Source organism: Ulvibacterium sp., assembly GCF_965228935.1.
GTDB lineage: Bacteria > Bacteroidota > Bacteroidia > Flavobacteriales > Flavobacteriaceae > Ulvibacterium.
This window is the reverse complement of record NZ_OZ245846.1, coordinates 1,283,544-1,297,991: the sequence shown is the minus strand read 5'-3', so window position 1 is coordinate 1,297,991 and position 14,448 is coordinate 1,283,544. Positions and strand designations below refer to the sequence as shown.

Genomic DNA, 14,448 nt, shown 5'->3' with positions numbered 1-14,448 from the left:
TGTGCGCCTCCAACGGCCTGTTTTTCTTCCTGCTTTTATCTTAAACCCCTTCGATTTTAAAGATTGCATCACCCACTTTAAGTTTTTGGTCTAACTGTACAATCGGTAATACACGACCGCCGTAGATGCTTTCAAACTCCATCAAAATCGTTCTGTTCTCTAAATCACAGACCACATCACCGGTTTTGATCAATTGCCCAGGTTGCACATGCCACTTGGTAATTTTATATTCCTTGCCATATCCAAGGTCTGGCATGACGATTATTTCAATTCTTCCTTTTTCTAGGTGAATTTCTTTGATGGGATTTCTCTCTTTTTGAGCGTCATCAATACCGAAAAACCATTGTGAAAATCTTTTGAACATTGTATGATAGTTCAATAGAGGAATTTAGGCTCACAACCAAAATGTGAGTTGGAGCCTATTTCCTTATTACTTCAGTTTTTTATTGCCCAATCCCAAGCTTTTGGCAAGATTCAATAAGTTGTCGAACATATTGCCCTCTTCGTTGCTGGTGGTCTTGCTCTTAAGTTGCAGTAACAAACCGGCCACGGATAAGTTCTTCAAGTCTTCGCTTGAAATATCATACTGCACGGCAAATTCTTTGATACGGTCAAGTAAATTACCGGCAACATCTTCACTGCCCAAGATGGCATCTTTGATGTCTTGAACTTGTTCGGAATGCTGTACCAAACGATCAAATCCTTTGGCGCGGGTAATCTGTCCTACGATTTGGTCAAAGAACATGGATTCTCCACCGACGATATCGATATTTGCTGCTTTCAATCCTTCTGATAGTACACTTGCTTGGGCATCGGCAATCTCTTTTTGAATATTGATATGGGCGAGGTCTACTTGTAGTTCTTTTTCAAGTCTTAGTTTAAACTCTTCGTGCTCTTTGCCCACACCATCAAGTTTCTTCATGGCATTGGCTTTCTCCTCGATACCGGCTGCATCTGCAATGGCCTTCTCTTTTATAACTTCAGCTTCGGCCAACCCTTCTTTTTTAATAGCTTCGGCTTTGGCTTCTATACCCGTTGCTTCTGCCTTGGCTTTCTTCTCGATAATCAAGGCTTCAACCGTACCCTGTCTTTCAGAGGCATCCGCTTTGGCGTGCATTACTTCAGCTTCTGATAAACCAATAGTCGCTTCCTCTTTAGCTCTGGCCTCTGCCAATGTTTTTCGGGCTTCAGCTTCTTTTTCGCTGGCCTCTTTCTTGGCCTGGGCCTCTATGTTAATCTCTTCGGCCTGTTGTTTTGCCGCCTCTTTTTGAGCTTCAGCGGCTTTCAAAGTTTTGATCAAATCTTCTTGGGCAGCAGCTTCGGCCAAGGTAACTTTCACTTGCTTTTCACGGTCAGCTCCCTTGAAGGCTTGAATATCTTTCATGTTTTCTTGCTCTTCAACAACTCCTTTCTCCAACATAACACGATCGCGAATCACGTCTTGGATGTTCTTTTTCTCAACTTCAACCACCTTGTCTTTTTCAATCTGTGCCAAGGTTACCACTCGTTCTCTCTCCGTAGCTTCCAGTGCTCGGTCTTTTTCAACACGTTCCGTTTCAACAGCCGTGGTACGTTCTTTGTTTTTTTGGGCCACCACTACTTGACGTTGTTTGTTCTCTTCAGCCACTTGGATTTTTTCTTCCGTAGCAATTCTCGCGCTCTCGGACTTTAGTTTTTCCTCTTCCGAAACCTTGATAATTTCAGCCTCTTCCCTTGACTTTATGTTGGCTATCTCACGCTTTTGTTGCTCTTCCTTTTCAGCCAACTGGCGATCTAATTCCAAAATAGCCTCCCTAGCTTCCACATCTTGCTTTCGGATTACTTTTTCCTCATCCCTTTTGATAAGGTTTGCCTTGATGTTTTGAGCGGCTGTAAGGTCGGTAATCTTCTTAATACCTTCAGCATCTAGGATGTTGTCCGGTTTTAAATGGGATACAGCTGTTTGTTCCAGGTAATCAATAGCACAGTCTTCGAGTGTGTATCCATTTAAATCCGTGCCGATGATATCTACAATCTCATCACGGAATTCACGTCGTGCTTCATACAGCGCTGTGAATTCAAACTTTTTACCTACGGTTTTTAATGCTTCCGAGAATTTTGCCTCAAAAAGGTCTTCCAATGTTTCTTTTCTAGAGGCACGTGCGACACCAATGGTTTGTGCCACTTTTTTAATGAACTCTACCTCGTTATTCACACGCACAAAGAATGCTACCTTAATATCTGCACGCATATTATCTTTACAGATTAGCCCTTCTACACCCATACGCTCAATCTGGATTTTCTTTACAGAGATATCCATAACTTCAACACGGTGAAAAACAGGCACTACATAAAGTCCTTTGTCCGTAGCGACCTTGGTGCCGCCAAAACCGGTACGCACCAGCGCTTCTCCTTGATGTACTTTTTTATAGAATAGGGCTATAATCGCAAAGTATACGATTATAAGAAACAGCAGTATCCCTACTCCCGTTACGATGATAGGCAAGATTCCTTCCATAGTTGTTACTTATTTTTTTAGTTGTTTAAATTGACTTATGATTTACTTACAAAAAAGAAATTTTTGTCATCAGATTGTTTGATGATGAGTACACTTTCACGAAAGCGTAATTCCGATCCGTCAAGTGATTTCACATAGACATTCATAATGTTTCCGTCCACATTCACCTCGGCATTACCCAGTTTTTCTCCTGAAATATTGGACAGAAGTATTGCCTGTCTTCCTAAAAAGTCCACCGCTTTATCCCCATCTTTATTAAGGTTTTTAAAGAAGGATTTAAATGGTGCCGTTAAGATTTTGGTAAGTATTAATGACGGAACAATGGCCAACAACACTATAACAAAGCCGAAACTATTATCATAGCTGACTGTAAGCATTGTCGTTAGTACACTTATAAGCCACCAATTAAAAATCCAGAACGTAAACGTGAACATGAACGGCAGACCTACAAAATTGAAATAAATCAATATGATCTGCCACCATTTAAGTTTACGAGTACCTTTATTTACTACATGTTCACGGTCAACCTCGGCATTGGCAACATCAGAAAAGTCCATGCTTCCTCCTTCAATACCGGTGTCCATGTCTACATCAACATCTGCATCTATATCGACGTCCACATCCACATCCAAGTCGAAGTCTATACCGCTAATCATGGTTATTAACCAGTAGATTATGAGTATAATCAACAATACACTTAAGGTAATGTTTACCTGCGAAAAGATGATATCAAAGTAGTTTTCCAAAGTTGGTTGGTGTTTAAGGTGTAATAGTATACGTCGTGGTCGTGATTTACGATTCCTTGTCGTTCATGCCCAGTTGCTCTTTCAGCTTGGCCAAATCGGCATCGGCGTTGGAGTTCGAGACATCAGCGGCTTTTTCGATTTCTTCATCGATTGATTTGGAAGCGTTTGCGATATCGCCATAGGCTTCGGCAAGGGCTTCTTCTTGTTGTACTTTTTCCTTCATACGCTCCAACATTGAAACGGTACTGGAGCTGTCTATTTCCGCCATTTGCTTGTTCAGGTTCTTGGTGGCCTTAGAGACCTTGACCCTTGCCTTTAGCGTTTTCAACTCGTTCTCCCAACGAGAGATGTTCTGTTTTATCTCCTGTACGTTTTTCTCTAGTTTGGCCACCGAACCATCAAACTTTTCCGAATCGCTTTTACTACGGGCAGCTTGTTGGTTGGCTGCTTCCTTTTTGATAAGGGCTTCTTTGGCCAAACGATCGGCCTCGGCACCATCAATCTCATTTTTGTGGCCTTTTTGAAGAATGAGCATTGCTTTTTGCTGATAATCCTCAGCTTTCGCCAAAAACTCTTCAGTATCGTTCTTGGCACGTATGGCCAATGCCTTTACCTGTGCCAAAGATTCCAAGCTTTTCTCCAAATCGCCTTTCATATCCCGTATACCTTGCTCCGTTAATTTAATAGGGTCTTCCATCTTGTCGATAACGGCATTTGCTTCGGCCTCCCCTATTTTAAACAGTCTTTTAAAAAAATTTACCATGATTATTGTTTTGAATAGTTTATAATTTGATCTGCATACTCGCTCAATAGCAAGCTTAATGAGTTTAGTGATCCTTCCAGTTCGTCCAAGTCCAGGTGCTGCAACCTTAAGGTGTCCCTGAAAATTACTTTTTCTCCGGACCCATCAAGGACGAACGCCCCATGTACAATGTCCCTGTTCTTTTTAAGCAGTTCTTTGTACACCTTGATATCCCCAACGGCGATATCGAATATGTGCTGTTCGATAATGAGTATGGGGGTAAAAACCCCGAGTATCAAGTTTTTTATCCCCTCCTGTTCCTTGTTGATGACAATTATGCCTTCCCCAATGTTTTCGGTCGCAATGTCAAAATCAAGCTGTTGCAGGTAATCCTTGACTTTTTGAAAATGTTTTTCCATAGTGTATTGGTTGATTAATGATTACAATAATGATAATAATTTGGAACTCAATTTAAGCTATAAATTTCTGCTTTTAATGAATCCGTCCATATAAAATAGCTAAAAAGCATAGCTAAACTCAATATAATTCCAGTTTTTTAGCAAAAAACAGCTTCGAGACAGCTTAATTTTTTATATTTACCTAACAAACATAGCAAATAGTTTTCATATTTGCAAATATTATTAGCATTTATGTCTTTCTTTGGAAAAAATATCAAAAAGATTCGGAGCGTTCAAAACATGAGCCAGCAGGCATTTTCAGAGATATTTGATTTGAAAAGAGCTACTTTAGGGGCTTATGAAGAACAGCGTAGCGAGCCAAAAATCGACACAATCATAAGAATTGCTAATTATTTTAGTATTTCCATCGACGATCTCTTGACCAGTGAACTCACCGTTAACGAATTGCTCAAATTTAAAGCGGACCTTACCACGGATTCAACTAGGATTTCCAAAGATCTATTTCCAGAAATCGGTTGTGTCACCTACGAGCTTATTTTGGATTACCCCACCTCTTTTGAAAACGAGGCCTATATCAAAGGGTTGCCCAAACTTCAATTACCTATTTCAAACGCGGAATCATCTCGTGCCTTCGTGGTACAAAACCTGGAAATGACGCATTTGGATCGCGGATTTTATCCCAAGGATATCGTTATAGGTCAAAAATTGGCACGCAAAGACTATAAGAAGCTCGAGAACGGCACCTACTGCGTTTTGATTACCGCTGACAAGGTAATCTTTCGGAGGTTCTTCTTTTCTTCCGGGGAAATCACCCTTAGAACGGACCATAAAAACATTGAAGACATCGAGATGCCTGTTTCAGCTGTGAGAGAACTTTGGGAGATAAAATACGTGTTCTGCAATCGAATTCCTGATTTTTCCGATATGATAGAGGGAAGATTGACCCTTATCCAAGAAGAAGTTGGAAAATTACATGAATTATTGAGATAACGGATTTAGTAGAAATAAATGACAGGTAAGCTTGCCGACATTATCACCTATTTCCATCAATGCTACCTATCTGACAATAGGTCTATTAGTATCTTTAATTTTTTAGGGTCCAAAGTAGCCCATAAAATTTATTTTGAGCAAGAAGAACTCATTAATGGCAAATACCCAATAGTTCCCTTGCCCAATGAGCAGGCAGAGTTGTTGTTAAAAAATATTACGTTATTTGAAAAAGAAAAGGAATTGATTTATGGGTCACTTTTTATTTGTGGCACCTATGTTGATTTCAGGGGAAAACTACAATCCCTTTGCGCTCCCTTATTATACTATGATGTAAATATTGAGAAGAAGGAGGAGTTTTATTTTGCTCGAATTGACTTAAAATCAAGAAGGCTCAATTACCCCCTGCTACAGTTTTTAAGCAGCAATGATGAAAATGATAATTTTCAAGACAAACTGCTTGAAGCATTACCAAGGGACGCTTTGCTTTTTGAACATATTAGCGGCCTAACCAAAATTTTTGAAAAGCACTTCCCCAATGTAGAGCATACCGAACTTTTGGGCTACCCAAAAAACATCGTTCTTAGTAAATTAAGATATCGACTAAAAAAATTGAAAGGCACGAAGGATGTCTATCAAATTGTACCTTTTAGTGTGTTGGGAATTGTCGAAAAATCCAAACAAACACGTGGGATCCTCAACGAATTAAAGGAATTGGGAGAATCCGCAGATTTCTCTACTTCATTGTCCTACCTTTTTGACAACAGCGAAAATACTTTATCCGGATCCAACAAAGCATTTAAAGGTTATGTCCCTACTATTCTAAGTGAGGCACAAAAAAAATTGATGTCATCTTCCACCCATAATCCCGTGACCTTAATTGTAGGGCCACCCGGCACAGGAAAAACCTACACCATATCAGCCATTGCGTTGGAGCATATGAGTCGCGGAGAATCCGTTTTGATTGCTTCTAGAACCGATGAAGCCGTAGATGTGGTCGCCGATAAGATCAATGACCAATTAGGTTTTGAACATTGTATTGTAAGAGGCGGAGGAAAAAGAAAGCATATTACCAAAGTAAGGCGCTTCTTAAAATCCATGTTAATCCGAAAGTATCCACTACGTTTTCTGAATAAAGAGTTTCAGGAAACCAACAGTTTTCGAACCAAAAGTGAACTGCGAAATCATGCTTTGGAACTCAAGTTTAAATTATCCAAGCTGAAAAAACGTAGCTCAAAACTTGAGGAAGAGTTCAAGGCCGTATTGGTAACGGAGAAAGAAAAAAGTTCCTTTTTAAGTCGAAAAGCGAAGAGGTTTTGGCATGAGCTAAAGACGCTTTGGTTTAAACTAAGCACTAATTTCTCCATAAAGGGCCCATTACATGTAATTGTTTCCGAATTGGGGAAAAACGACAAGGAAGTCGTAAGGTTGACAAAAGATTTTCTAAAATGGAACTATGTTTCCAACCTTCTAGGGGCCATAGAGTATCACTGGAAAGATTTTAATGAATTTTACCGCGCGCTCAACACACACAACGACACAGAAAGAACCAAGCTCTTTGAGAAAATTGAGTTCGACAATATTCTAAAGGCCTTCCCCGTCTGGTTGATCAACTTGTCCGAAGTAAAAGATAAGATTCCGCTCCAAAAGGAATTGTTCGATGTGGTAATTATTGACGAAGCGACCCAGTGCGATATCGCTTCCTGCATTCCGGCAATACAACGTGCAAAAAGAGTCGTTTTTGCCGGCGACCCCAGTCAACTTCGACATATTTCTTTTTTATCCAAAAACGTGCAACACCTATTGGCCAGTAAGTTTGAGTTGGACCATATCGATTCTTTCCTTTTAAATTACCGTGACCACAGCATATTGGATATCGCCATGAACAGCCTTAAAAGTGGAGATCAAGTAGCTATGCTCGATGAACATTACCGGAGTCTTCCCCCCATAATTGATTTTAGTAATCGCGAATTTTATGACAACGGGCTCCAACTCATGACAACAAAACCAGATGATAGGGAGCAGGCCTTGTATTTTATAAAGTGTGGGGGCGAAAGAAATGACAAGGGCGAGAACTTTGTAGAAGCCCAGAACCTGTTGAAGGATGTAAAAAATCGAATTAAGAAAGAATCCGACCTAGCCGATTCGTTGGCCACTTCCATTGGGGTTTTAAGTCCTTTCAGAAGTCAAGTAGAATATATCTCCAAAATGTTGTTTGATCAATTTACGCTCGAAATTATTGAGAGACACCACATCAAAATTGGCACCCCATATAGTTTTCAGGGTGAAGAACGAGATGTCATGTACCTATCTATGGTCGTGGATAGCAATACACATCATTCTGCCCATATCCATCTGAACAAACCCGAAGTGTTCAACGTATCCATCACCCGTGCACGGCATCAACAACACATATATTTTTCCGTAGACCACCCAGATCTAAAACCGGAAAATCTTTTTCGAAAGTACTTGGCACAAGGCAATAAACAAAAGGCGAAAGGGGACTACATACCAACGGGTTATGACACTTTCTTAGAGGAGGTAAAGCAAAGTCTGCCTCAATCGGTTTTCGAAAATTACTGGGAAAACTATAAAATAGCGGATACAACGTTAGATCTCTTATTCAAAATAAATGACCAATACCTAGGGGTAGACCTTATTGGATATCCCGGAGCTTATGAACATGCTCTGAGTATAGAGCGCATCCGTATCTTACGAAGGGCCAATGTTCAAGTTTTCCCCATTTCATTTGCTGACTGGTATTTTGAAAAGGAAACGGTATTGCTACGTCTTAAATCATTCCTCAACTTTCGATAAAACCAAAAAGTGTGATGCTTTGGGTGAAGTATGGTTTAAATTGATTTTTACTTCAAGCGCGTTTGATATAGCCCTGCCGCATTTCTTAGTTTCTCGGCAATTCGATTTCTCAGTTTTTCTGGTTTTAACACTTCCATAGATTCTCCAAAACCCAAGAGCAAACGTTCCAATTCAAAGTTGGGTTTTACCAGAAAGGTGATTTCAATGCCCGTGTGCTCATTTCCCTTTCACTTGCTCTTGCAAAGCTTGTTGAATCCCTTCCAAGTGCTTATTAAACTCTGATACTTACCCTAATAATTGGAACTTTGCAGCTTGATTTCCCAGTCCTTTCATTTTCTTTTTTGCCACGCCCAACGTTCCCAACGAAATAAGGAAATAAACCCAACGTAAAATTTATTCCTGATTTATTGCGTTATAGAGGTATCTTCCTAGAAAAAGATACGAATGTTCTCAAAGAAATGTTTATTTAGCATTTATTTCATACTCCTTATCTCTCCAATCCTTTGCCTCGGCCAATATGATGTAATTCTCGATTCCACCTCCTTTGATCAGCGTACCGAAAGGCAGCCGCTTACCTTTAAAAAAATGGCAATTCCGGTTGGGCTGACGGCTACCGCCTTGCTGATGACCAACGGTGATTTTGAGCAGGAATTGCAACCTAAGGTCAATCGTAACCTAAAAACAAATATCGATGATTACACCAGGTTTGCACCCCTGGCCGTCATGTATATTTCTGACGGTTTGGGCGCAAAAGCTGAGAACCATTGGTTTGACCAAACAAAGAATGCAGGACTGTCCTTACTGCTTACCCAGGCAATTACCACTGGCCTAAAGATAACTATCGATAAGGAAAGGCCTAATGGCGCCAATGAGGAAGCGTTCCCCTCTGGGCATACCTCTCTGGCTTTTGCAAGTGCTACCGTGCTCCATGAGGAATTCAAAAATACCGAACCCATTTTAGCCTATTCCGGTTATGCCTTTGCTATAAGTACGGCATACCTACGTATGGCTAAGAATAAACATTGGCTCTCCGATGTAATCCTGGGTTCTGCCCTGGGCATTGCAGTGACCAAGCTAGTCTACCACTTCGACTATCTTTTCTCCTGGAATCCTTTCAAGAAATCAGATAGGCTGCTAATCGCACCAACTGTGGATCAGGCGGGGGCCGGAGCATACCTTTCTTTTAGATTTTAATCCTCCCAGAAAACGGATCTTAATCCCGCGCTTAGCCATTGATTTTTTCCTTGGGTTAAAAATCAGGATGCCCTGATTGCCAATAGAATAAGGAAAACACATTTGCTACTTGTCTTTTAATGCCCAAGAAATTAATTCACTCTGAACTTGTCCAGCTAGATGAAGATTTGGAATACGAATCCAAATTGTATTCATTAAGCAAAAAATTTATTGTCAGTAAAGAAGCAATGGACTACAGATTAAAGGCACTGGGGCTTTATGATTATGGTTTATAGACTTTGTAAAGGCTTTGTGGCCGTACAATTATCGTACATTTTATAAATCAAAAAGTTCACAACAAACTAATAATTAGCAAGTTACGAATTTTAAAAGTGGCCCTGCCCCGCCTTCATTTTATTTCGGACGGGCAGGTTGGGCTTGCTTCGACTAAGCTCAGCATAAACTTCTCGCCCAAGGTTTCATCCACAAAAAAAGTCCTAGCTCTCGCTAAGACTTTTGGTATCATATGGGTTGCTTCCTCCAAAGTTGGAAGCGACCAGAGAAGGCCCGTTACTGCAAATGCAAAACCCATGGCCTATAGCCGTTGTGTTTTATTTTTTTGATGCTCAAGAAACCCAAGTGTCTTCTCCTATTCAAAAAAATAAAACCCGGCCTCCTAGCGGAGCACGGGTTTTGCGCTTGATGTGGTCCCACCTGGACTACCATTCCTCTTTTACTTTTTAAAGCCCCTTTAAACCCGCTAATATTGATTATATTGGCTCTCCCAAAGGTTATTGAAATTAAAAATTACAATTTTAAACTTAAAAAAGTTGCCCTATTTGTTGCCCCTTTTTTCGCATTGAAATCAAATTAAAGACCCATGCAAGTTTCATTTCATTTAAGACAGGATAAAGTAAAAAAGTCGGGGGCTATGCCCGTTCGGATGCTGATTTCCGCCAATGGATTCAAGTATTTTAAGGTCGTGTCGGGCATCGATTGCAAGAAATCGCATTGGGATGAAAGAAACCAACGTATCAAAACACCGAGAAAATCCGAGCCATATAATTACAGCTTAGAGTACAACAAGATTTTGGATGATATGGAGAGCGATGCCAAGAAGCTGTTTCGGTATATGCTGCTGAATGACATTGCGCCTTCCAAGAAGTATATTGCGGAAAGGCTGGATAATGGGCAATCAACCATTGATCTTTCCCATGAATTTCTACCCTCATTTGATGAGTTTATAGAAAAGGGCAAAAACGTAAAGGCAAAAAGTACTCTCAAAAAATACAAGTCCGTTTTGAATTTCTACAAGGGCTTTTCAGAAGATACAGGCTACCAATTGCGGTTCGATACCATCACCCTTGACTTTTTCGAGAAGTTCAGGGATTATTGCTTTGAAGAAAAAAATACGCTCAACAATTACTTTGCAAAACTGATTTCCATCCTAAAAACCTTTATGAATTGGTCTTATGAGCGAGGGTACCACTCCAACTTGGCTTTCAAAAAGTTTAAGGCCGCTGGACAGGAAACCGAGGTCATTTATCTTACTATGGATGAATTGATGACCCTTTATAATCACAACTTCCACAATACAAGGTTGACCCAAGTTAGGGATGTGTATTGCTTTGGCTGTTTTACGGGATTGCGCTACTCCGATATCAGCCAACTTCGGGCTTCCAATGTTTTTGACGACCATATTATGCTGAACATCAAAAAGACAAAGACTGTTGCACACAAAGTACCCTTAAATAATTTTGCGAAAGCGTTATTGGACAAATACAAGGACACCATTTACGAACCTTTACCCATCATTTCGGATGTTAAATTCAATAAGCATATTAAGGAGTGTTGTCGGTTTGCCAAAATCACCACACCCACTTCAATTACACGTTGGATCGGGCAAAAGCGCATTGACATTACGGAGCCAAAATGGAAATTGATTACCAGCCATACCGCAAGAAAAACCTTTGTCACCAATAGTTTGGTATTAGGCATGAAAGAAATGGTGGTACGCAACATTACAGGGCATAAGCAGGAGGCTACATTTAGGCGTTATGTCAAAATTGCCGAGGATTTAAAGAAAAGGGAAATGGACAACGCTTGGAATGCAGTTAAAGTTTAATTTGTGTGTTCTTTCACAACATCCAATAACATAACGAATTTCTTATCAGAAGGATCGTCTATATTAATTCCATAAAACTTTATCATTTCATTTATAGCCTTGGATTGATTGTTATGCTTATAGCTGAGCTCTTTCCATTTGGACGACATTTTATCTCTTAATTTCCAATGTGTACCGTAAATATTGGAAAAGAGCGGGCTGAATTTTTTGTCGCTTTTTGTTTTCGGTTTTCCCGTTAAAGGGTTTTCTTTTAAAACTTTTGGCTCTCTTTTTAAAGTACCCTTTTTCTCTCTTCGATAAATTATATTCGACGCAGCACTGGCTCCTCTAGCAAATATTTCTTCCAAATCATAAGAATTCAGATAAACATTTCCCCATTTGTTATCAATATATTGCTTGACCACCAAAGAAAAAGCATCCTTTGAACTGTATCCCTCTTCTACCGTAATACGTGTCATTTCGTCTATTAATGGCTTATATTTCTCCATGTTTCCAGCGTAAGATTATTAAGTATCAAATACTTTCAATTATCATTGACTGAAATTAAAAAACCTTATTTATGATGATTTTCTATTACCACAATCTTTTCAAATAGTTTTTCAACAGAATGTTTCCTCGATACAAAATAGTGTTGTCATTAATCCATACAGTATTTAGAGACATATTCAAATCGATTACCTAATTGTCCAAACCGTTTGGCGTTAAATCCTACATTTCAAATAAAAGATTTTCAATACATTGGCTTTAGGTTTACCTTATGATTGTCTTATTTCAAAATAGACTTATCCCAGTTTGATTCAAGCCCTTAACATAGAAGAATCTTTAGACCCGATAAAGCTGTTTTTCTTTAGCGACTTTCAGACCAAGGAATTCAAGCAATTTACCCGAGGAAAAATCAAAAGCTTAAGCCCATACCAATACTATCACCTCATGGAATGGGTTCTCAATAACTTAAAAGACGATGTCTTGCTGGGTAATCTAGATGTGTTGTTCGATTTTTCGACACTTAACCCCAAAAAATACCTGCCGTCAAATGAGCAATCAGTTCCTATTGGTATAGATACACCGGAAAAATCCATCTTGCCCGACACGTTCTATGAGGATTGCCGTTCATTTTTTCATAGCAATTATGGAACCATGAATTATATTCTTGAAGAAATGGCCTCATTGGAACGAATAAATCGTTTTTTGTACTATTTCAAGGCAAAAAAAGACATCAGGCAACCGGAAATTGACTTCGAAAAGTTATTGCATTTAATGTCTTTGGAAGAACGGCTTTGTTTCCCTGTACATAGCTTCCCCGACCAAGAACCAATCCCTTTTTATGGTTATGCCCTCAATTATTTAAAGCAACTCTTTTTTGATGAGGCCAAATGGCTGGGGCATTCGCTATCGGACGAAATCAGAAAAGAGGGAGATCATATCAAAAAACTTTTTGTCAGCGCGGGCAAAGAGGCCCTCCCTTTTGCCATAATGGACAGGTCGGTTGTTTTATGGCCTGTATTGGTCGATTTTGAAAAATGGAGGCAGCTCGTAAGGAATGCCCTAAAACAAAAAGGATTATTTGGCTTGCTCAAGAAAAAACTTTTAATGTCCCTCAAGGAATTGGAAGCTCTCTTGGGCGAGGAGTATTTTCAAGATTTGACGATTGACACGGACAAAGGAAATTTTGCGGTGAAAGACAAAGAAATCGGAATCATTACCATCAAGTCATTTTCGCCACCATTGGTACATTCATCTCAATTTTCAACTTGGCTAAAAAAATTGAAAGCGAGGGATTTAAAAGTCTCACTCAAAGCAGAAACAGAAGAACCACCAAAAAACCAGATTGTCATCTCAAAAAAGGGGTCACAACTCAGATTAAAAAAAGTATTGACCGAATTTTTCAATCATCTTAAAATACAGGTTGACGAAGAGCGAGGTAGGGCAATCGAAAGTTTTTTATATCGAAACTTCTCCTTCGAATATGACGAAAAAATTGATTTTGCAAAACGCACTGTTAGCAATTTTGGGTACAAGCCTTTAAACTTCATACCATCAAAACACGCAAAAGATTTTGCAAAACTTTTTTTGTACTTAGCGGATAAAAAATACATTCTTAGCAACAAGACCCAAATCATTCGTACTTTGGACGAGGATATTCATGAAAAGAATGGAAAAGACGGTTTTAGTTACAGTTCCCTGATACGCATACCAAGTGATGAACACCATCTTTTCCCCGACAAAGACATAAGGAGACGCATCCGTTCTATACTTAAAATTGATGATTGATTGCACTTATGTTATTCATCCTTGTAAAATTTCCTCCTCAATTCACCCAATACAACCAATAAAATTGCACTGATACTGGAAGTGCAGGGAGGTTATTTGAATTTATCCCCAATTTAGTTATCGAGCGATACGCTCTGGTTTAAATACGATTCAAATGGGGAATGTACTTTTTTACACGCACACAAAAGAGGATTTAAAAAGAGCCGTAAAAATGGTCTTGGAAGAACTTCGTAAAACGGAGTATATTCAAGAAACTTCCCTCAATCCCGAAGAAGATCGCTTGACCCAAAAAGAGGCTGCAAAGTTTTTGGGCATATCCGTTACCTCATTAATCAGTTGGAAAAAGAAAAAAATCGTTCCCTATTATCAGATTGGCCGCTCGATATTCTACTCCAAAAAGGAACTGCTAGATTTGGCTCGGAAAAATGCATTTGTCCGTAAGTCCAGATATTGATTTCCCACTTCCTCCAATAATTTATTGGAGATTAGATTTACCCATAAAAGTTAAATTGCCGAGACAACAAAAAAATCAGGATTTAGACACCTTCGTAAGAGAAAAGTGGTTCTTTTGGAACCGCCCCTTAAAAACGGCTGGTTTAAGGAACTATGAATCCTATTTAAAAAAGTTAATTTCATGATGTTCGTATCGCCCCACTAAACAAATCGCTTAT

The 14,448-nt window shown here is 39.4% G+C and carries 13 protein-coding genes and 1 pseudogene; 7 read left to right on the top strand and 7 right to left on the bottom strand.

What is annotated here, in order from left to right; translation table 11 throughout:
- Positions 1 to 40: 40 nt before the first annotated feature.
- From ACO06Y_RS05540 to ACO06Y_RS05520, 5 genes are all read right to left on the bottom strand, one after another.
- On the bottom strand, positions 41 to 364 hold the full coding sequence (locus tag ACO06Y_RS05540) for a biotin/lipoyl-containing protein (RefSeq protein ID WP_422082831.1): 324 nt from the start codon (positions 362 to 364) through the stop codon (positions 41 to 43).
- Positions 365 to 430: 66 nt separating this feature from the next.
- Complete coding sequence (locus ACO06Y_RS05535; RefSeq protein WP_422082830.1) at positions 431 to 2,497, bottom strand: flotillin family protein; 2,067 nt, start codon at positions 2,495 to 2,497, stop codon at positions 431 to 433.
- A 35-nt stretch (positions 2,498 to 2,532) separates the two neighbouring features.
- The gene (locus tag ACO06Y_RS05530; protein ID WP_422082829.1) at positions 2,533 to 3,243 is read right to left on the bottom strand and encodes a hypothetical protein; all 711 of its coding nucleotides are present in this window, start codon (positions 3,241 to 3,243) and stop codon (positions 2,533 to 2,535) included.
- Positions 3,244 to 3,289: 46 nt separating this feature from the next.
- On the bottom strand, positions 3,290 to 4,006 hold the full coding sequence (locus tag ACO06Y_RS05525) for a PspA/IM30 family protein (protein ID WP_422082828.1): 717 nt from the start codon (positions 4,004 to 4,006) through the stop codon (positions 3,290 to 3,292).
- A gap of 2 nt (positions 4,007 to 4,008) precedes the next feature.
- Positions 4,009 to 4,404 (bottom strand): molecular chaperone Tir, encoded by a 396-nt coding sequence (locus ACO06Y_RS05520; RefSeq protein WP_422082827.1) that lies wholly within the window; start codon positions 4,402 to 4,404, stop codon positions 4,009 to 4,011.
- Positions 4,405 to 4,635: 231 nt separating this feature from the next.
- Here ACO06Y_RS05520 and ACO06Y_RS05515 point away from each other — a divergent pair, with 231 nt between their 5' ends.
- A complete protein-coding gene (locus tag ACO06Y_RS05515) occupies positions 4,636 to 5,394 on the top strand; it encodes a helix-turn-helix domain-containing protein (RefSeq protein WP_422084240.1) in 759 nt (252 codons plus the stop codon).
- 18 nt (positions 5,395 to 5,412) lie between these two features.
- Positions 5,413 to 8,208 (top strand): AAA domain-containing protein, encoded by a 2,796-nt coding sequence (locus ACO06Y_RS05510; protein WP_422082826.1) that lies wholly within the window; start codon positions 5,413 to 5,415, stop codon positions 8,206 to 8,208.
- 47 nt (positions 8,209 to 8,255) lie between these two features.
- On the opposite strand, the gene ACO06Y_RS05505 is transcribed toward ACO06Y_RS05510, so the two are convergent.
- Positions 8,256 to 8,408: a WYL domain-containing protein gene (locus tag ACO06Y_RS05505; protein WP_422084239.1), complete on the bottom strand. Its 153-nt coding sequence runs from the start codon at positions 8,406 to 8,408 to the stop codon at positions 8,256 to 8,258.
- Between the two features lie 385 nt (positions 8,409 to 8,793).
- Here ACO06Y_RS05505 and ACO06Y_RS05500 point away from each other — a divergent pair, with 385 nt between their 5' ends.
- The 3 genes and pseudogenes from ACO06Y_RS05500 to ACO06Y_RS05490 all read left to right on the top strand — a co-directional run bounded on the left by ACO06Y_RS05500 (position 8,794) and on the right by ACO06Y_RS05490 (position 11,506).
- Positions 8,794 to 9,402 carry a phosphatase PAP2 family protein gene (locus ACO06Y_RS05500; RefSeq protein ID WP_422082825.1) on the top strand — a complete coding sequence of 203 codons (609 nt, stop codon included), beginning with the start codon at positions 8,794 to 8,796 and terminating at the stop codon, positions 9,400 to 9,402.
- 104 nt (positions 9,403 to 9,506) lie between these two features.
- Positions 9,507 to 9,677, top strand: a pseudogene (locus ACO06Y_RS05495) (ImmA/IrrE family metallo-endopeptidase); the annotation flags it as partial.
- Between the two features lie 584 nt (positions 9,678 to 10,261).
- Positions 10,262 to 11,506, top strand: coding sequence for a tyrosine-type recombinase/integrase (locus ACO06Y_RS05490; protein ID WP_422082824.1), 1,245 nt, complete (start codon positions 10,262 to 10,264; stop codon positions 11,504 to 11,506).
- On the opposite strand, the gene ACO06Y_RS05485 is transcribed toward ACO06Y_RS05490, so the two are convergent.
- Positions 11,503 to 11,994 carry a hypothetical protein gene (locus tag ACO06Y_RS05485; RefSeq protein ID WP_422082823.1) on the bottom strand — a complete coding sequence of 164 codons (492 nt, stop codon included), beginning with the start codon at positions 11,992 to 11,994 and terminating at the stop codon, positions 11,503 to 11,505. The two genes, ACO06Y_RS05490 and ACO06Y_RS05485, sit on opposite strands and share 4 nt — an antisense overlap.
- Before the next feature lie 304 nt (positions 11,995 to 12,298).
- Here ACO06Y_RS05485 and ACO06Y_RS05480 point away from each other — a divergent pair, with 304 nt between their 5' ends.
- Entirely contained in the window at positions 12,299 to 13,777 is a 1,479-nt protein-coding gene (locus ACO06Y_RS05480) for a hypothetical protein (protein WP_422082822.1), read from the top strand.
- A gap of 154 nt (positions 13,778 to 13,931) precedes the next feature.
- Positions 13,932 to 14,231, top strand: coding sequence for a helix-turn-helix domain-containing protein (locus ACO06Y_RS05475; protein WP_422082821.1), 300 nt, complete (start codon positions 13,932 to 13,934; stop codon positions 14,229 to 14,231).
- Positions 14,232 to 14,448: the final 217 nt, after the last annotated feature.